The sequence below is a fragment of the Vibrio sp. vnigr-6D03 genome (genome assembly GCF_002835515.1).
Lineage (GTDB): Bacteria > Pseudomonadota > Gammaproteobacteria > Enterobacterales > Vibrionaceae > Vibrio > Vibrio penaeicida.
Map to the genome: position 1 here is coordinate 112,303 of NZ_PIZL01000003.1, position 18,743 is coordinate 131,045.

Sequence of the window (18,743 nt, forward strand, 5' to 3'; positions counted from 1 at the left end):
TTGCGAGAGAGAAAAAACGCAGCGTCGGTGCGCTGCGTTTTGATTCGTTTTAGCTAATGGATCTTTCTTCTTTTTCCGATCTAGAAACGAAGGTTAAGAAGAAATCCTTCATGCGGATAAATAGGTTTCCAATGTCTTGCAGTATGAGATAGAGACATGGAACCAAAACCAACGTGAGTAAAGTAGCAAACAATACGGCAAAGCCAAGCGCTACCGCCATTGGGATAACAAATCGCGCTTGAAGGCTGGTTTCGAACATAATAGGAAGAACACCAGCAAATGTCGTAATAGAGGTCAGTAATATCGCCCTAAAGCGAGCACAACCCGCTTCAATAACCGCATCTTTCACCGATAGACCTTTTGCTCTGGCTTGGTTCACGTAGTCGGTCATCACTAGCGAATCATTTATCACAACACCCGCAGCGGCTATTAAGCCAAACATGGACATCATGCTCATATCTAAACCAAACCAATAATGTCCCCATATTGAACCCGTTAAACTAAACGGGATCACCGACATAATGATCAACGGCTGTGCGTAACTCTTCAAAGGTACAGCGAGCAGAATATAAACAATGATCATTCCCGCAATGAAAAAAGCCATTTGTTCATTTTGTTGCGCTTGTTGTTCTTCAATTGATCCGCCCAGCTGAGTCTTAACACCGGGGTATTTCGCGGTTATTTCTGGAAGCAACGTAGAGTCAACCAATTCGACGACTTCGTTTGGCTCGACCACCTCTTCATCTATCGAACCATAAACATAGACGGTGCGATAACCTTCTTCCCGACGGATGCTACTGATCCCCGGTTTTTGGTCTATTTCAACCACATCACCCAACATGACTTTATTGCCAGATGGCGTAGTGATAACCGCATATCGTAATGAAGAAAATGCTTCACGCGTTAGCTTAGGGTAGCGAACCATTACTTTCACTTCTTCACCATCGCGTATGATTCGTTGCGCTTCTCCTCCATAGAAACTGCCGCCAACTTGCTTAGCAATGTCGGAGAGATCCAAGCCTAAGTCGTAGGCAACTGGAGCAAGAGAAAGTAGGACTTCTTTACTGCCTGTATCGATGGATGATGAAATGTCATAAAGGCCATTTTGCTCTTGCAGTTTCGCGATCAACTCGCGACCTGCATTGTTCAACGTTTCAATATTTGGACCAAACAGTAAATAACCGAATTCATCACCGCCGTCTCCGCCGTTTACATCATCGATGATTGTGATGGATTTAAGGCCAGGGATAACGGGAATTCTCTCGCGCCAACGGCGGGAAAGCTCGAAGGTATTGAATGGGCGAAGATCTTCATCGACTAATGGAATAACGATACGTCCACTCGTACGACCGCGATTCATCGACAGTAGATCTTTAATCATTCCCTGCCCATGAGTATCAATGGTTTCGTTTTCAACATCCCATATAACATCTTCAATAACACGCAATGCTTCGATGGTTTGTTCATCGGACACATTGTCGTTCATTGTTATCCTAACGCCTGGGAAATCATGAGGTACTTTAGGAGAGGGAACAACACGAACATGATTAGCAGCAATCATCGCGTAACTGATGGCTAATATAGCGACAAAGGTAGCAAAGACAGTCCAGCGCCATTGCGTGCAGCGCGTAACAAAGTTGCGGTATGGACCATTAACAAACCCAAAGAAGCGCTTGTTAAATCGGTCTCGCCAACTGCCTTCTTTAATTGGCGTAAACTTGGTATGTGCCAAGTGAGCAGGCAAAATGAGCTTTGACTCAATCAAGCTAAAGATAAGACAAAGAATAACGACCGACGCGATTCCGAAAAAGAACGCTCGCTCAGGCCCTGTAGACATAATAAATGGGGCAAATACTGCAATAGTCGTTAGAACACCAAAAGTAGCTGGGGTTGCCACCTTTTTTACGCCTCGGACAACGTTGTTAACACCGCCCCCATGCTTCTCAATTTCTGAGTAGGCGCTTTCCCCCATAACAATGGCATCATCGACTACGATACCCAGCACCATGATGAAGGCGAACAAAGAAATAATATTTATGCTGACGCCAACAACGGGCATGAGCATCATGGCACCTAAGAAACAGACAGGAAGACCAACCATTACCCAAAACGCCAGTTTTACACGAAGGAAAATACTGAGCATGATGGCAACAAGCACCGCACCTTGGAGTAGGTTTTTAAGCATCATATCCAAGCGCGCATTCAAATAGTACGTCATGTCCACTAAAGTCTTGATTTTCATCCCTTCAGGTAACGTCTTATTTTTATGTTCTATGTACGCTTTTACTGACTCCGCGACGGGAATCATATTCTGATCTTTGGTTGCTTGCACGGAAAGGTAAATTGCGTTTTGTCCCGTGTACTTGAAGTGGCGCTCACCTTCTACAAAGCCATCTTTTATCGTGGCAATATCCTGAAGATGAACTTTCGCACCATTGGCGCCAATTTTTACAGGAATGTGGCGAAACTCTTCCCCGCGGTAGTATTGATTTTCGATTCGAACGGAAATCATACCCGTATTGGTACTGACTTCTCCTGCCGAGTAATTTGCTGAATAACGCTGAATGGCATTGGTGATGTCGTTCAATGTTAGATCGTACTTTCTTAGCGTATCAGGGTGAACCTCGATGGCAATTTCATCTTCTGGTGCGCTTAAATCGACGAGTGCAACATTACTGAGTTGAAGCAGTTCGTCTTCAATGACTTTTGCTAAAGGCTTTAGCTCTGTTAGCGGTTTGTCGCCAACCAGAGCCATTTCGATGACATCTTGCTGCCATTCGACTTGGTATACGTTGACGGGTTCCATTGATGCAGGGAAGGAGGCAATGGAATCGACTTTTTGCTTCACTTTATCCAACACGTCACTGAGTTCAGCATCGACGTCAATTTCCAGCGACAGATGCGCACTGCCACGTGAAGCCGTAGAAACCGCTTTTTTGATGTCCGTTACATCTTTCAGCGATTCTTCAATTTTTATCAAAATGCTTTCTTCAATCTCTTGAGGGGAAGCACCGGGATAGGAAGCACTGATGTTAACGTAGTTAACTTCGATGTTTGGGAACATCTGTCTTTGAATGAAGAAATAACTCACAGCGCCCATGATGATAATGAAGATCATCATTAAATTGGCAGCGACTGAGTTATTAGCGAAATAAGCAATCAACCCTTTTTCCGTTGGTTGAGTCGGTTTGTTTGTATCCATGTCCATGAATCAGTCCTTATTTCGCAACACTAGCGGATTCAGACCCTGATTGGGCGATTTCGACATTCATGCCTTTCTGAGGGTATTCAGGTAACGTCAGGACCACCTGATCTTTCTCTTCAATGCCACTACCAATCAAGAAAAACTCACCTTCTTCACGTAAAACGTTAACGGTTCTTGGCTCTAGTTGGTTCTCTTCATTCACGATCCAAACCGTTCGATTGTTCACAAGTTCTTGTGGAAGACGGTAAATGTGTTTGAGCTCTTTACCCGCAAAGCGCACCTGCACGTAAGAGCCGAATTTTAAGATAGGTCTGTCCGAGTTTACGCCATACGGATCTTCAATTTGTACCACAAGGTTAACCATACGCGTGCTGCTATCGACTATGCCGAGATCACGAGAAATAAAGCCTTCACGCTCTATGGAGCGAACACCTTTTTCAATAACGGTTGCTTTGATACCTCTGAGAGTTTCAGGAAGGAATGAACTATCGAACCCAGCAATAGGGATACTGACTTCCGCTGCTTCAATGTTGTTGAGTTGTGCGACTTCAGAGCCTGCTGAAACATACTGACCGACACCTATATTTCGTGAAACAACGAGCGCGTCATACGGTGCAATCACAGTACAGTTTTCTAAGTCGCGTCTTGCGCGCTTTAAACCAGCTTGTGCTGATTTTACTTGTGCTTGAGCACTCAACACTTGAGGTTTTCTTAGGTACAAGTCTGTCACTTGTTTTTTGTTTAGCTTTCTCGCTTGTTTTTCAGCAACCTTTGCTTTTGCTTGCTCTTCTATGAGTGAGGCTTTTGCGCTGGCGAGTGATGCTTCTGCTTGTAAGACCGCTGCTTCGTAGTTATCTCGTTCTAATTTAAATAAAACCTCACCGCGTTTCACTATCCCACCAGCGACAAAATTAGGGTGCCAACTTGTCACTTCCCCTGATACTTGAGCGGAAAGTCGTGTCTGTTCCACTGGAGAAATTTCGCCAAAGCTTGAAATGATGACTTGGTGGTCACTTGGGAATATGTTTTCAGCCTGAACCAGAGGAATGGTGACAACCTCTTTCTTTTCCTCCGCTTCTGGTCCGTTTGCTGCGATTACATTGAAAGCGCCATAAGCGCCACCTAGAATTACTACTGGAGCCAACCAACGTAATAATTTTTTAGACATTTGCTTCCCTTTTCTTCTTTAAGTTCATCTCTAATACGGATAAAAATGAGATCCGGTTTCGTTGTGTTTTGAATGAACAGTTCAAAGATTGACGCACGTTAGAATGTTCAATCAATTCTGTTATGGGTACAACGTTTTTCGAGATTTTTGCAAACTAAGTGCCAATATTAAACTTGTGTAATAACAATCGGTTATGACAGTACGATGTATTTATCGTTCCATTCGATTGGTTTGATTAGCTAAGTGTTAGTAAAAAACACCACGCTGAAGATTACTTGCAAGATCCCGTTCAGCGCATCCAACCAAGTCTTACGGATTGCCGATATCATGTCAGGCAACCATTAACGCAGGATTAATTGACCTGAATCGTTAGCATGAGTTCACCTAGAGACATTTTCTATGTCTGTATTATAAATAGAGGATGGATTCGATGGGTGACAGTTTGTGACAGCAGTGTGTTGATTGTGTCGTATTCCAGTGCGCTCCTGAGTTTGAAGTAGAGAGGCTTGAATCGAAACAGAATATAGAGCCCTGAACTCTGTACGTTGAGGTCACTTGGATATATACACGAAGTGACTCACTAATTTTATAAGTTATTTAAAGTGTAACGTTAGTAACAGTATTAAAATTAAGGTCAATTAAAATAACGTTATATTTTCCAAAACAAAAAGGCTTTTATAACTTGTCATACTTAGATGATAATTGTTATATCCTTTCTATGACTTCTATTTCTTGGTTTTAATAAGTTCTTTTTATTAAAAGCGATAACTTTGAATGTTTATTCAGCAATTAAAATGCACACCAATACATGCAACTTCGGTGTAACATTTCTCGATTAAAAGACTGTTAGAAGTATGGACGGCTAGATGTTTCTGTAACTTATTGTTATGTAAATGATAACCTTTTTCATTGTGAAAAGGCCAATATACGGTTTATTAACCAACTGTAACAAATTTAAATAATTCTATTTATTTTATGTTTTTGACCTTTACTTGATATATATATCACTAACAAATAAAAAAACGCCATATTACTGACTGCGTGTCAATTTAATGGCTTAAATTTTAACCAATTAAAATTAGTAAAGCTTGTTTTTATTGTGGACAAAAATGAGGTGCTGCTCTATATTTCTGCCTTCTATATATGACCAGCAGGGATGCAGTTAACAAACTGTATGAGGTACCTATGCCATTTTCTTTGAAAAATATATCAATTCGAGTTCAAGTCCTAATCCCGGTACTTATTCTTGTCATCGCTTTATTTGGTTCACTTTGGATAACAAAAACGAATCTGGAAGCTGAACAAAAAGACATGGCAGAAAATGTAAGCTCATTAGTTTTCTATAAAGATACCCTTGCCAAGCTAGACGATACTATATACCCGTTAAGGATCAGTGCTGTTTACGCAATTTACGATCCTAGCCGCCGAGACGACTTTCAATTACACCTACGTGAGAAAGGGCAGTTTCTTACTCAGCAATTATCGCAGCTTGAAAAAACAACCGTTTTTCAACGCGAAGTCGATAAGGTAAAACAATCTATTTCAGCATACGTAGATTACTCACACCGAGCGGTACCAATTCTTAACAAACACGATAACGGTACACTATCAGATGCTAAGTTTGATGCGTTTATCTCTGAATATCGGAAAATTGGTAACGATATGGTGGAAGAGATCAACGCACTATCGAAGCAAGTTAATGAATACGCAATGGAACACTTGGACGATAGCTTAAGACGCAACGAACAAGTTAAATCCAATGCTACTTACATTCTGTTAACGGTATTTGCTATTTCTCTAATAGTGGCATGGTGGTTATCTGGCTTGATCGTAACACCTATCACTAAGTTACAAGACGTTATGCGCAAGTTGGCGGCAGGTCATTTAACAGTAAGAGCCGATCAAGATGGTGACAACGAGATTGCTAAGCTAAGTGCTGATGTAAACACCACGGTTTCTCAGTTGCACAAAACGGTAGGAGAGCTAACACGCATCAGTGAAGATGTTGCTTCTGCATCAACTGAGTTGGCAGCAGTAATGACGCAAGCTGAACGAAATGCACAGCAAGAACAAAATGAGTTGGAACAAGTTGCATCCGCAGTAACCGAGCTCGCGAGTACTGCTGATAACGTATCCGACAACGCGACTGCAGCGGATTCTACGGCTAAGCAAGCTGACCAATTGGCAAAATCGAGCCTAGATGTGTTCAAAGAAGCTGAAGATGCGAACGCGCAAATGTCTTCATCATTGAATGAGGCGGCAAGTGTGGTGACTCAGCTTCAAGAGCAATCAGAGCAAATCAACAATGTTATTGAAGTAATTCGTGGTGTATCTGAGCAAACCAACTTATTAGCGTTGAATGCAGCGATTGAAGCAGCACGCGCTGGAGAGTCGGGCAGAGGCTTTGCCGTAGTAGCGGATGAAGTGAGAATGCTGGCGGCACGTACGCAAGATTCAACGCAAGAAATCCAAGCCATTATTGAAGAGCTACAAGCTAAATCTGGTTTAGCTAACCAAAGTATGCAAACCAGCTTGGAGATGCTGAAGTTAAACGAATCACTGAGTAATCAAGCAAATGATTCCGTGGTAGGGATTACTGAATCGGTAGCGGATATCAATGATATGAACGCTCAAGTCGCGACTGCAGCAGAACAGCAATCTCAGGTAACACAAGATATTAACCGCAACATCAACAACATGTCGGAGCTTGTTAACCAAAATGTTACCGGTATAAGCCAAAGTGCAACAGCAAGTGGTGAGTTATCTGAGCTGGCAGAACAGCAAAAACATCAGCTTTCTTTCTTTAAGCTCTAGTGTTGTATAGGAGCTTTGAGCGATAGCGTTTTAGCGGCTTAGTTTCTAACTCTCTATCCATTCTCAACACGCTATCCATAATGATCAAATCCAACGGCCTGCTTTTAAGCAGGCCGTTTTTGTCTGACGGTGATCGCGCTTTTGTTTAATTTCTTTGGGTATAGTGAGAATTTGGTCGATGAGAACGTCAGATAAAGCAAGGAAAAAGAATGAAAAGAGTGGCAGTTATTTTGAGTGGTTGTGGTGTATATGACGGAGCTGAAATTCATGAAGCCGTATTGTCTATGTTCGCGATAGAGCAAAACGGAGCCTCTTGGCATTGTTTTGCACCAAATATCGAGCAGCATCATGTTGTTAATCATCTAAACGGGGAAGTAACGGCTGAAACTCGAAATGTTCTTTCTGAATCTGCACGAATCGCGCGAGGGAATATTCAAGATATCGGCGAATTGATGGTAAGCGAGTATGACGCACTGCTTGTACCCGGTGGATTTGGGGTGGCTAAGAACTTATCGTCGTTTGCGTTTGATGGTAAGGAATGCAGTGTGCACAGTTCAGTGCTTGACGTATGCAAAGCATTTGCTCGTGAAGGCAAGCCTGCGGGGTATATGTGCATTGCGCCAGCGCTACTACCCAAAGTATACGGCGAAGGTGTTAAGTTGACGATCGGGAAAGATGCAGAAACCGCGTCGACGTTGGAATCTATGGGTGCAAAGCACGTTAACTGCGATGTCACAGATATACTTGTCGATGAAGAACGAAAACTCATTACTACACCAGCTTATATGTTGGCTGAATCGATTTCTGAAGCATCTGCTGGGATTAATAAGTTGGTTAAAGCGCTACTCGATAGGTTGTAATGATTAAGATGATTGAACGACCAGCCCCATGTAAAAGGGGCTGGGTAAATCTAAGATCTTTAGCCTGGTCTGCCATCAATTCTTGGTGACCAAAGCATAGGGGCAAACTTCCACACAAAGAGGGCGAATGCGACAACCCACAACAATGCCGATGTATGGATCAGTGGCATCATGGCTGATGGTGCTACAGAAACGCCAATACTGCGTAGCACAGCCGCCAAGATTAATGCCGCAAAGGCAAACCTCATCTTCGGTCCTTTATAAATCTCCCGACCAGTATGCCCCATCGTTACTCTCGATATCATAGAGAGAATTAGACCACCGAGTGCACCTAACGCGATGAGATGCAGCATGGTATGGCTTACAAAGCCATTAGAGGTTAGCCCGCGAACGGTTAATGCAATGGGAATACAAAGGTAAGCTAAGTGTAGCGACCACACTAGGGGTTCGGAGAAGGTTTTCCATGTTTTCCAACGAGCCACTCTATAAAATTGACCTACTGCGGCAATCAGCATGAGCCACTGCCCAATTTGTTGATGCGTAAGAGGGAAAAAGCTCGTTATAAATAAAAGCACCAAAGGCAGTGTTGCTACCCACTCTAGCCAAACAATGGGTTGCGGTTTTTCGAACTGAAATCGTCTAGCGGTAAAAAACGGAATGACTCTTCCCCCCATAATGGAGAGCAGCAACACAAACCACCACATCATCGATTGCCATACAGCACTTGCAGGAAATGGGGGCAAACCTTTAATGGCTGCGTAGCTTGCGAAGTTAGCCCCTATAGCTAGTAAGAACATCGGCACAAAGAATAAGTTTTTCCAGCCTTTTGTTCTAAATACTCGATAACCAATTTCATATGCCGTGGCGAGAAGAAACATGGCTTCGATGGTAGAGATGAGCCAGAGAGGAGTGGGTGTCCAAAACAAGACTCTAGGAAGGCACCACAATAAGAAAATGGCCGCTAGCCGATATCCCTTTGTTCCGTTGACCCCCGTCCAGTTTTGTACCGCGGTGAGAACAAAGCCAGCTACAATCGCCATCGCGAATCCAAAAAACATCTCATGCACGTGCCACCAAAGAGCTGGAACATTTAAGTAGCTAGGTTGACCGCTCTGAAAGGCATATACCCAAACTACTATAGCGATAATTGCGTAGATCGGACCCGCTAGAAAGAATGGCCTAAAACCAAGACGTAAGATAGGGGGGATCTTGTTTTCGACTCTCATATCGGTGATGTTTAACATTGCTCATACCTTTAGATTTTAAAGATGTATTTATAATACAACTTTAAAATTGTTTCGCTATAAAAACTTTGATTCATCTCAGTTCATCTAGAGAAATTGATAGCTCTATAACTATACCCGAGCGTCTTGAGGTTACTTGGGTATAAGCAACATCATAATGCTAAGTGTCGCGATGTCTTCGTATATGAGAAGCAATGGGCGTTCAGATAGGAGTGAGCTTGGAGGTTGGTGACATTATTTGGGTTATATCACCTATTAAAAAACGCGCTTAAATTAGCGCGTTTTGTGTGTCATTTGAGCTGTGGTTAACAGACGTTCAAATTGAGTTGCAGATCGTAGGGTAGGGCGGAAAGCCTGCGAGTGATCTTGGTTCTTGTGCGTTCTATATCACCGATCTCGATGGTTTTCTTATTGGTGTGAATATCTACATCCACTCTAAGTTCACGACCTATCTTAGTTACGCCAGTAACATGAATGTCTTGCGGCATTTCTTGCTCTACCGCCGAAATGCCTTTATCTACTTTCTGGCACAGTTCTTTATTGGGCGACATCATCAGCAATTCACGAAGAGCGTCTTTCAACATATCAAACGGTACTTTAATAAAATAGAAAGACATGCAGACCATCATAGCTGGATCGGCGTACACGGCATATTCGCTATATGGAGAAATAGAAACAAACCACGCGACAACAAACCCTGCTGTAACGACGACACTCAGTAAGGTGTCCATTTGCCATTGTTTGGCTTCTGCTTCAATTAATCCAGAGGAATGTTGCTTGCTTTTACGAGCAATGACCCACCATGCGTATCCACAACCTAACACATTCACAACACCAAATAGTGTTGCAATAGAAGCGTCGACCTCACGTCCGCCCGTCAATAGGGCTTCAATTGCTGAATACAGGGCATACACCACAACACCGAGAATGGATGTTGCTTTGATAATAATGACAATGGGTTCGATAACCGCGCGGCCGAAGGGGAATTGCGCGTCAGACGGCTTTTGAATGTACCACGCGGCGGCTAGTGACAATAAAGTTAACAGCAGACTAATTAAGGAGTAGACACCATCAAAAACAATGACCAGCGAACCTACCCATAATCCAAGAATCAAGCCACCGAATGCAAAGCCAGAGGCTAAAAGGGCTGAAAAGGTTAATACGCTGTTTTCGTTTTTGCTTGTCCTAGCACACATAAAATGTCTCGGTTGTTAATACACTTTCATTCTTCGCGCTAGATGGACATTTTACAAACAAAAACTGACTGAACAAAAGCCGGTTAAGTTACGGTTTAAGATTTAATCTTTTAAAATCAATGGTTTGAGGTTTTATTGTGATGCCAATATATTTGGCGGTCAGTGATGAGTTAGAAATCAAAAAGGTAGTCACTGAGTTTGTCGGCCAGCCAAACCATGGCGGCGTCCTCTGTCATTCCTGCTGCGGTGAACATGCAATAGTCTTCTTGAGTCAGACCATAGGTGTGCTTAATTACCGCGATTTTTTCTTGACGAAGCAGGGGGCGAATCAAGGGTTCAGGTAACACGCCCCAGGCATCTTCTCCGAGAATGGTACTGAGCATGTAATCAAAGCTTGAAAAGCCAATATAGCGAAGTGAAAAAGGCTGAAGTTCTGGATTATCTTTTTCGTTCAGGTAGGCGATGGAAGCTTGCATCGCATTTCGTAAATCTTCATCTGCGACACGACGCATTTTTGTTAAAGGATGCCCAGTTCGACAGACAGACATCATTCGAATTTTACCGATCGGATGGTAAGTGACACGCGGGTCATCCGTTCGTTCGTAATCGACACCGAATGCGAAATCCACTTGCTGCGTTTCGACCAAGTTAGCAAGGTCGCCGCTCGAAGCGAGGACCATGTTAAAGGAGGTGGCAGGAAATTTTTTGTTTATCTGGTGCGCTAGATTTTGCCACAGTTCATCCGGAAGTGAGTCGTCTCGCGCAATCCATACTTCTGCATTAAATTCACCGGAGACTTGGCGGCAAGTTTGCACGATCCTTTTTTGCGTCACTAGTAAACTTTCGCAATCTTTATAAATTGCTTTACCTGCTTCTGAGAGGGAAAGGTGGTTGCCTGAGCGCACAAACAATTCTGTATTCAGTTCTTTCTCTAACGCTTTTATCGCCATACTGAGTTTGGTTCTGTTGCATTCGAGTTGACGAGCTGCTTCAGAAACCGAACCAACGTCAGCGACGGTGCAAAAGGCTTCAACTTGAGAAAGGTTCATAAAGTGCGTAATTCCAGAGAGGGTTAGTTATAGATGCCATTAAAAAATAGCAAATATTGCAAGCATTTACGACAGTTCGTAACGGATAGAGTAGAAACCAGCTTCATGTAAAGCTGGTTTGGATGCTGATTGAACTAAGGTTGTTTGACTCGGTGTTAGATCCGGCCAAATACGGAGGCGATTTCCCCGAGTACTTCAGGGTTGGCAATGGCGCCAATGTTTTTGACCTCATTGCCATGTATGACTTCCTTAACCGCAACTTCAACGAGCTTGCCGGACTTCGTCCTTGGAATGTCACTTACCGCAAGGATTACCGCTGGGACATGTCGTGGCGAACAGCGAGTTTTAAGCGTACTTTTAATCAAGGTGATTAAATCATCGGAGAGTGAGTGTGTTTTTTCTAACTGGACAAACAGTATGATGCGCTCGTCGCCATCCCATTGTTGTCCGACAGCAATGGAATCGGTCACCCCGTCCAATTGATTGACTTGCTGATATATCTCAGCAGTGCCAATACGCACGCCACCTGGATTGAGCACGGTATCACTGCGACCATAGAAGACCATGCCATTGTTGCTTGTTAGTACAACGTCGTCTCCGTGGTGCCACACGTTTTCAAATTTATCCCAGTAAGCGTTGTGATAACGTTCACCGCTGTCATTCCAAAAACCAACTGGCTGATTCGGAAAACTGTTTAAGCAGACTAATTCCCCTCGTTCTGAACGACGAGACAGTCCATTGTCATCAACGACGTCGACATTGAGCCCGAGACCGCGCCCTTGGCATTCTCCCCTGTAAACGGGGGAGATTGGGTTTCCTAACACAAAACAACCGCATATATCGGTGCCACCAGAAATAGAGGCGAGATGAATATCTTGCCCGATATGTTGATATACGTAGTCAAATTGCTCGGGGTAAAGCGCTGAACCTGTCGAGCAAAGCGTTCGAACGGCACTGAGGTTAAAGTGTTGTTTCGGTGAATAGCCGTTCTTCTCTAACGCAGCGAGATATTTTGCCGAAGTGCCAAACAGTGACACACTAGCACGATGTGCAATATCCCACAAAATCCCCTCATTTGGGTACACAGGGCTACCATCAAACACCACCAAAGTTGCACCACTGGCAAGTGCAGAAACGTGCCAATTCCACATCATCCAGCCGCATGTGGTGTAGTAGAACACCTGATCTCCTGCCTTGATATCACAATGAAGTTGATGCTCTTTTTTGTGGTTAAGAAGCGTGCCACCAACAGAGTGGGTGATGCATTTGGGTTTTCCTGTCGTGCCAGAAGAATAAAGAATAAATAAAGGATCGTTAAAACCTACTGGGCAGTATTCAATCTCTGTGGGCGAAAAGCACGTGACCACCTCAGTCCAGCTTATACTGCCCTTTAGTGGTGGCAAATTTAGGTATTCAATTTGGCATATCTGTTTTAATGAATCGAGATGCTCGCCGAGTGCTTGGTTTTTGTTTCGCATATCATGATTCTTCCCTCCAAAGGAGTAACCATCGCAACAAAACAGCACCTTAGGTTTAACCTGCCCGAAACGTTCAAGAACGCTGTCTATACCAAAGTCGGGTGAAGTAGAAGTCCAAATAGCCCCCAAGCTTGTCGTTGCAAGCATGGCAACGACCGTTTCAGTAAGGTAGGGGAGATAGCCCGCAACCACGTCGCCTTTTTTGACCCCGCAATCTTGAAGCCATTGTTGAACTGTCGAGACCTGTTCTTCAAGTTGTTTCCAAGATAAGGTACTCGATTCACCTCGTTCGTTGTAAAACTCTATCGCAGCGGATTGCGATGAAAACGATGATCCAGCTAAAAGGTTTTCAGCATAATTTAATGTTGCTTCGGGGAACCAAAGCGTATCTCTGCTAATGACACTTTCTTGCCATTTGGAAGGACCCAGTTCGTTGATGGTTTTCCCTTGTACCCCAACAACACCAAGGTAATCCCATAAGAATTGCCAAAATTGGGAACTGGCATCCACCGACCACTGTTGAAGCTCGTCATAAGTAGAAATAGATAACGCATACCGAGTATTCAGTTGTTGAATGAAGTCTGTAATTAACGCGTTTTCTATTCTTTCTGAGGTCGGGACCCAGATGGGTTTACTGCCAGTCATAGCGTCTCCAAATTGTTAGCTCAGAGTACGAGCAATATTTTTATTGAAGAGCATTGGGTCGGAATTGTAAATAATTTGTTGATCATTCGGTTGTTTCTGTCACAAATCCTTACTTGAAATGGTGTTGAAAATGACGCCTTTTAAGAAGATGATTATTAGGGACTAAGCGACGTTAACTAATTAGGGAAACAAATGATAAAGCTGGCTGTAGTAGGGACAAATTGGATTACGGAGCATTTTGTAAAAGCCGCGTTGAGCTTTGAGCAGTACTCTTTGGCCGCGGTTTATTCCAGAAATCACGAGACAGGAGTGGCCTTTGCTGAAAACTTCGGTTGCAAGACGATCATTACGGATTTTGATGCATTATGTGCAAACAACGATATTGATGCCGTATACCTTGCAAGCCCTAATTCCTTTCACTGTGAACAAGCCATTGCATTGATGCGACATGGAAAGCACGTTATCTGTGAAAAACCATTGGCATCCAATTATGAAGAAGTTGAAAGAATGTTCGCAGTGGCACACCAACATAATGTCGTTCTATTGGAAGCGTTTAAAACAAATTATCTGCCCAATTTTGAGTTAGTCAAAAATACGCTTTCTGATATCTCTCCTGTACGCAAAGCCATCCTAAACTACTGCCAGTATTCTTCTCGCTACCAAAAATATCTTAATGGCGAAAACCCAAATACATTTAACCCCGAGTTTTCTAATGGCTCGACAATGGACATTGGCTATTACTGCATCGCGAGCGCAATAAGCCTGTTTGGCGAACCCAAGAGTGTGCATGCGACGGCGACAATTTTAGAATCTGGGGTAGATGGTCAGGGCAGTGTGTTGCTTAACTATGATGGCTTTGATGTAGTGATTACGCATTCTAAGGTAGCGGATTCAGCGATACCCAGTGAGATACAAGGTGAGAACGGCAACATTGTTATTCATCATTTGTCCGAAGCGCAGAACATTGAAATCAAACCAAGAGGTGGTGCAACGCAAAACATAACATTGCCATCCAACGAAATGAGTATGGTGTATGAAGCACAATATTTTGCCAAGCTAGTCAACGGTGACGTAACAGATTCAAATGCCGAGAAGCTTTCAAAAATAACGGCGAAAGTACTAACAGAAGTCAGAAAGCAGATAGGTGTTGTATATCCAGCGGATTAGTCACCGCTTATCCCGAGTTCGGATTAAGTAATCACATTAGCGTCGGCTAAGCGTTTTCAGATTTCTTATGTTTTAACGCGATATTTGATAATTGCTTAGCTGCGCTTGAAGAGACAATAAAGCGTGACATTTCACATTTTGCCACCGGTTTTCCTTTCAAAAAGCCTTGGATATAGTCGCATTGATAGCTTTTGAGCATATCGAATTGAGCTTGAGTTTCGACCCCTTCTGCGACTACCGTTAGGTTAATTGAATGCGACATCTTGATAATGGCTTCACAAAGCTGTGAGGATTTATCTCCCTTCTTATTCAGTTTCCATATGAAGCTTCTATCCATTTTCAAAACGTCAAACGGGTAATCGTTAAGCACAGCCAAAGACGAGTAACCAGTACCAAAATCATCAAGGTACAGTGATACTCCTAGCGTTTTTATCTGCTTAAGCGTGTTGCTGGCTGTTGAGTGGTTGAGTAGTGTGGATTCAGTGATTTCTATGCCCAGAAGGGAGTTAGGGAACCGATACTTTTTAAGAACGCTACGAAGTGTTTTAACGATATGACCTGACTTAAGTTGCTTCACCGAAACGTTCACGTTGATTCGAGGGCATGTGCCAGAAGGCGACTTGTCCCATATCTGTTGAATAGTGTCGCAAACTTCTTCTAATATCCAATCACCTATTTCGATAATCTGATCGGTTTCTTCAGCTACGGGGATAAAGACAGCAGGTGAGATCCACCCTTTTTCAGGGTGATTCCAACGCAACAAAGCTTCAAATGCCGCAACCGTATCAGAGTTTACGGAGAAAACGGGTTGATAATAAAGAAGTAACTGCTTTTTGCTGTGTGCTTCGCTCAATTCGTTTTCTACAGTAAAGCGCTGCTTGGCCTGATCAAACATAGTGTCATCATAAAAAATAACATGATCCGATGATGAATTTTTGGCTCGATACATGGCGGTATCGGCTTCTCGTAGAATGTTGGTTAAGGTTTGAGTGGGTGAATTGACCGTTGTGACACCGATGCTTGCACCAATATTGTATGAGAGACCGTCACAGTAGTAGGGTTCCGTCAGTGCCGCTAGATAGCGCTGACAGACGTTACTAACGTCGTATCGATTAAGCTTATTCCTGAGGCAAACGATAAATTCATCCCCACCAAATCGATAACAGATATCGTCATTGCGGACGTTGTTGATTAATCGCTGAGCAACTTGTTGTAGAAGCAAGTCTCCAATCGTGTGACCCATTGAATCATTCACAATTTTGAATCGATTTAAATCGATAAATAGGATGGCAAAGCCATTGCCACCCGTTGGGGTGATTTGGCTAATAAAATCTTCTAACTGTTCTGCTAGCGCTTGCCGATTGAATAGCCCTGTTAGTGAGTCGTGTGTGGCTTGAACTCTAAGTCTTTGAGTTTTCTCAGCCACAAGTTTATTCGAAACTTGTAAACGGTTTGCGTAGCTTTTAACACTAACGGAAACGGAGAGGGTTAACATAAAGATTAAGAAGCTGGAGGCCGCCCCATAAATCAACGGGCGATAATCGGTATTTAAATAAATAGTTGTGATAACTAAAGACTTATCTAATGTAGGGAAATATAAACTTCTAGTTACTGATGGAAATTCCAGAAGACCAAAAAGATTGTCTTTTTGATCTGGGTGGCGCATTTGAAATAATTCTCTTTTATTCTCATCTTGTACAATGATTTCAATGTTTTTGGCTAAAAATTCATCTTGCCAAGCCAGCTCAAGGAACTCATGTAAAATGATGTTCATCACCAAAACACCCAGTGTTTGCCCTTGTGATGATTGCACGGGCAAATATATTTGAAGCCCTCTTTTTCCTTCATGGTAAAAAGTAGATGCTTTTGCCTCATTAATTTCAATAGCTCGTCTTAGCGCTTTATTGTTTGGGCAGTGGCTTTCCAACCTTTTACCTAAAAATTCGCTTCCTTCAAACTTAGGAGAAGCATACAACACGGGGAATGCATGAAGCCCTAGCCAATTGGAACAAGCGTAATTGGTTGAAATGTCAGGATGTATTGTATAGCCAAGTTGGTTGCTTTTTATTTTTAATATGTTGCTTTCAGCAGGGTGTCTGGTCGAAATGAGCGGTGCCCAAAAAATAGTATGTATACCTGAATCGATTCCTGTTCTATCGCGAAGCAATCTATGGAATTGTTCAGATGTTAGATCATTACTGATTTGAAGAAAGTCTCGAGTAGAATGAAGGACAGTTTTTAAAGCACTTATGGCGTTTTCTAGGGCTTCAATTTGTTCGTTTGTTTTCAGCTCTAAGCTATATTGTGCTCGCTTGCCTTCATAGAAATTAATTGTATAAAAGCAAAGTAGAGCAACTAAGATGCCTGTGAGCCAAATATAGGTGGTGCGTGGAGAAATTAACTTATATTTCAATCTATACTCTACTGCGATTTTTAATGACTAAATAATGTTAGTCATAATTATCGTAACTGTAAATGATATTTGTTCTCACCATAAAAGCGTTATCGCTTTATTTATAAGGTGAAAGAGTATAGTGAGGCTAAATATCCTTTGTGACACTTTTACTACAGTTTAAAAGAGAGTTTACAAAGCTGGATCTAAATCGCAGTTACTTGTCTATCCGTTTGTATTTCAGGATGCTTGTCTACCCAAATCAACCCCAACATCGCAAAAATTGCGCATATAAGCATGATGATGCCTAGAGGCAATTGATTGCTTGCAGGGAGCACCGATGCCGCCATCGTAGCGATTCCAGCACCAAAATTTTGCATTCCACCAAGGAGTGCACCCGCGGTACCGGCGTGAGAAGAGAATGGGGTTAATGCGCCTGTCGTAGCGGCAGGGAACAAAATGCCAGCGCCTAAAAAGTATACTGTTGCTCCACCGACTAGTGTAACAGCAGTGGTTTTGTCGTTAAGCCCCGGAATCAAAACGATGGCCGAGCCAATAACCGCCGCAACCATTCCATATACCAAGGCGTGCTTTTCAGAGCTCTTTTGTGCAATAACACTCGAAAGCCCTGCTCCGGCTAAATATCCTGGAATGGGGGCGATAAATAGCAAGCTCACAACGGTTGCGGGCAGCTTTAACGTACCACCCAACAATACACCTGCCGCCGCTTCAAATACCGCAACACCAGAGAACATAGCAACAAGACACACTAAGTAACCTTGAAAGCGACGATTTACCAATACGTATCGATAGTTTTCCCAAACTGGTGCGGCATTTCTACGCTCTGCAGGCAGTGTTTCTTTAAAGCTCGTTATCATCGTTAGCAAAACAGCAGCTGCAAATAGGGCAAGAAATAAGTAGCTATTTCGCCAGCCCGTTGTTTCGGTTAAGTACCCTCCCAGCAATGGTGCAAGTAAAGGGCAAAATATTATACACATGCTGATTAGGCTATTTGCTCGGTGCAGGTCTGTACCTTCAAAGCAATCTCTGGTTAGAGTACGAGCCATAGTGCCGCCACACCCAATCCCTGCTCCTTGAATAAAGCAGCCGAGTAAAAATAGCGAGTAATCTTGGGCAAATAACGTAACGAGCGTCCCCAACAAATAAATGATGAGACCCGATATTATAATAGGCTTTCTGCCTAATCGGTCAGATAGGGGACCGTAGACAAATTGGGACAAACCATAAGGAATAAGAAAGCAAGCCATTACTGCTTGTAATGCCGCAGGATTCACAATGAACTCTGCTGCCATATGCCCAATGGATGGAACATACATCGTTTGAGTCATTTGACCCACTGCAGCAAGAATGGCGATTAAAAACGTCAATCGTACCAAGGGTACCGAAGAAGACATCTTTACTACTCCTAATGAGAAAGCGAAGAAAATCAGGATATAGCAGGAAAATAAGCGTCTTATTTTTTCTTATCCACTTAAACCTCAGGGGCATAAAAAGGTATACCTCG

The 18,743-nt window shown here is 43.0% G+C and carries 11 protein-coding genes; 3 read left to right on the forward strand and 8 right to left on the reverse strand.

Annotated elements, in window-relative coordinates; all coding sequences use genetic code 11:
- Positions 1-49 precede the first annotated feature (49 nt).
- Both CW749_RS05180 and CW749_RS05185 read right to left on the reverse strand, forming a co-directional pair.
- Positions 50-3,202, reverse strand: a complete 3,153-nt coding sequence (locus CW749_RS05180) for an efflux RND transporter permease subunit (protein ID WP_180958331.1) — start codon at positions 3,200-3,202, stop codon at positions 50-52.
- Positions 3,203-3,218: 16 nt separating this feature from the next.
- Entirely contained in the window at positions 3,219-4,373 is a 1,155-nt protein-coding gene (locus CW749_RS05185; RefSeq protein ID WP_101110984.1) for an efflux RND transporter periplasmic adaptor subunit, read from the reverse strand.
- 1,185 nt (positions 4,374-5,558) lie between these two features.
- On the opposite strand from CW749_RS05185, the gene CW749_RS05190 reads away from it, so the two are divergent.
- Together CW749_RS05190 and elbB are read left to right on the forward strand one after the other, a co-directional pair.
- Positions 5,559-7,187 (forward strand): methyl-accepting chemotaxis protein, encoded by a 1,629-nt coding sequence (locus tag CW749_RS05190; RefSeq protein WP_101110985.1) that lies wholly within the window; start codon positions 5,559-5,561, stop codon positions 7,185-7,187.
- Between the two features lie 209 nt (positions 7,188-7,396).
- Positions 7,397-8,047 (forward strand): isoprenoid biosynthesis glyoxalase ElbB, encoded by a 651-nt coding sequence (elbB, locus tag CW749_RS05195; RefSeq protein ID WP_101110986.1) that lies wholly within the window; start codon positions 7,397-7,399, stop codon positions 8,045-8,047.
- A gap of 59 nt (positions 8,048-8,106) precedes the next feature.
- Here the strand turns inward: elbB and CW749_RS05200 are convergent, their stop codons facing one another.
- The 4 genes from CW749_RS05200 to CW749_RS05215 all read right to left on the reverse strand — a co-directional run bounded on the left by CW749_RS05200 (position 8,107) and on the right by CW749_RS05215 (position 13,659).
- Positions 8,107-9,291 carry an NnrS family protein gene (locus tag CW749_RS05200; protein ID WP_101110987.1) on the reverse strand — a complete coding sequence of 395 codons (1,185 nt, stop codon included), beginning with the start codon at positions 9,289-9,291 and terminating at the stop codon, positions 8,107-8,109.
- 305 nt (positions 9,292-9,596) lie between these two features.
- Entirely contained in the window at positions 9,597-10,487 is an 891-nt protein-coding gene (locus tag CW749_RS05205) for a cation diffusion facilitator family transporter (protein ID WP_101110988.1), read from the reverse strand.
- 170 nt (positions 10,488-10,657) lie between these two features.
- Positions 10,658-11,536: a LysR family transcriptional regulator gene (locus CW749_RS05210; protein WP_101110989.1), complete on the reverse strand. Its 879-nt coding sequence runs from the start codon at positions 11,534-11,536 to the stop codon at positions 10,658-10,660.
- Positions 11,537-11,691: 155 nt separating this feature from the next.
- Complete coding sequence (locus CW749_RS05215) at positions 11,692-13,659, reverse strand: acetoacetate--CoA ligase (protein ID WP_101110990.1); 1,968 nt, start codon at positions 13,657-13,659, stop codon at positions 11,692-11,694.
- A gap of 192 nt (positions 13,660-13,851) precedes the next feature.
- On the opposite strand from CW749_RS05215, the gene CW749_RS05220 reads away from it, so the two are divergent.
- Positions 13,852-14,826, forward strand: coding sequence for a Gfo/Idh/MocA family oxidoreductase (locus CW749_RS05220; protein WP_101110991.1), 975 nt, complete (start codon positions 13,852-13,854; stop codon positions 14,824-14,826).
- Positions 14,827-14,872: 46 nt separating this feature from the next.
- Here CW749_RS05220 and CW749_RS05225 read toward each other — a convergent pair whose 3' ends face one another.
- Both CW749_RS05225 and emrD read right to left on the reverse strand, forming a co-directional pair.
- On the reverse strand, positions 14,873-17,239 hold the full coding sequence (locus CW749_RS05225) for an EAL domain-containing protein (protein WP_101110992.1): 2,367 nt from the start codon (positions 17,237-17,239) through the stop codon (positions 14,873-14,875).
- Positions 17,240-17,424: 185 nt separating this feature from the next.
- Positions 17,425-18,633 (reverse strand): multidrug efflux MFS transporter EmrD, encoded by a 1,209-nt coding sequence (emrD, locus tag CW749_RS05230; protein WP_101110993.1) that lies wholly within the window; start codon positions 18,631-18,633, stop codon positions 17,425-17,427.
- Between the last annotated feature and the right edge of the window lie 110 nt (positions 18,634-18,743).

Coding starts and splice junctions, on each gene's coding strand:
- CW749_RS05200 (WP_101110987.1), bottom strand. CDS start 9,291: ATGTTAAACATCACCGATATGAGAGTCGAAAACAAGATCCCCCCTATC.
- CW749_RS05205 (WP_101110988.1), bottom strand. CDS start 10,487: ATGTGTGCTAGGACAAGCAAAAACGAAAACAGCGTATTAACCTTTTCA.
- emrD (WP_101110993.1), bottom strand. CDS start 18,633: ATGTCTTCTTCGGTACCCTTGGTACGATTGACGTTTTTAATCGCCATT.
- CW749_RS05185 (WP_101110984.1), bottom strand. CDS start 4,373: ATGTCTAAAAAATTATTACGTTGGTTGGCTCCAGTAGTAATTCTAGGT.
- CW749_RS05220 (WP_101110991.1), top strand. CDS start 13,852: ATGATAAAGCTGGCTGTAGTAGGGACAAATTGGATTACGGAGCATTTT.
- CW749_RS05215 (WP_101110990.1), bottom strand. CDS start 13,659: ATGACTGGCAGTAAACCCATCTGGGTCCCGACCTCAGAAAGAATAGAA.
- elbB (WP_101110986.1), top strand. CDS start 7,397: ATGAAAAGAGTGGCAGTTATTTTGAGTGGTTGTGGTGTATATGACGGA.
- CW749_RS05210 (WP_101110989.1), bottom strand. CDS start 11,536: ATGAACCTTTCTCAAGTTGAAGCCTTTTGCACCGTCGCTGACGTTGGT.
- CW749_RS05180 (WP_180958331.1), bottom strand. CDS start 3,202: ATGGATACAAACAAACCGACTCAACCAACGGAAAAAGGGTTGATTGCT.
- CW749_RS05190 (WP_101110985.1), top strand. CDS start 5,559: ATGCCATTTTCTTTGAAAAATATATCAATTCGAGTTCAAGTCCTAATC.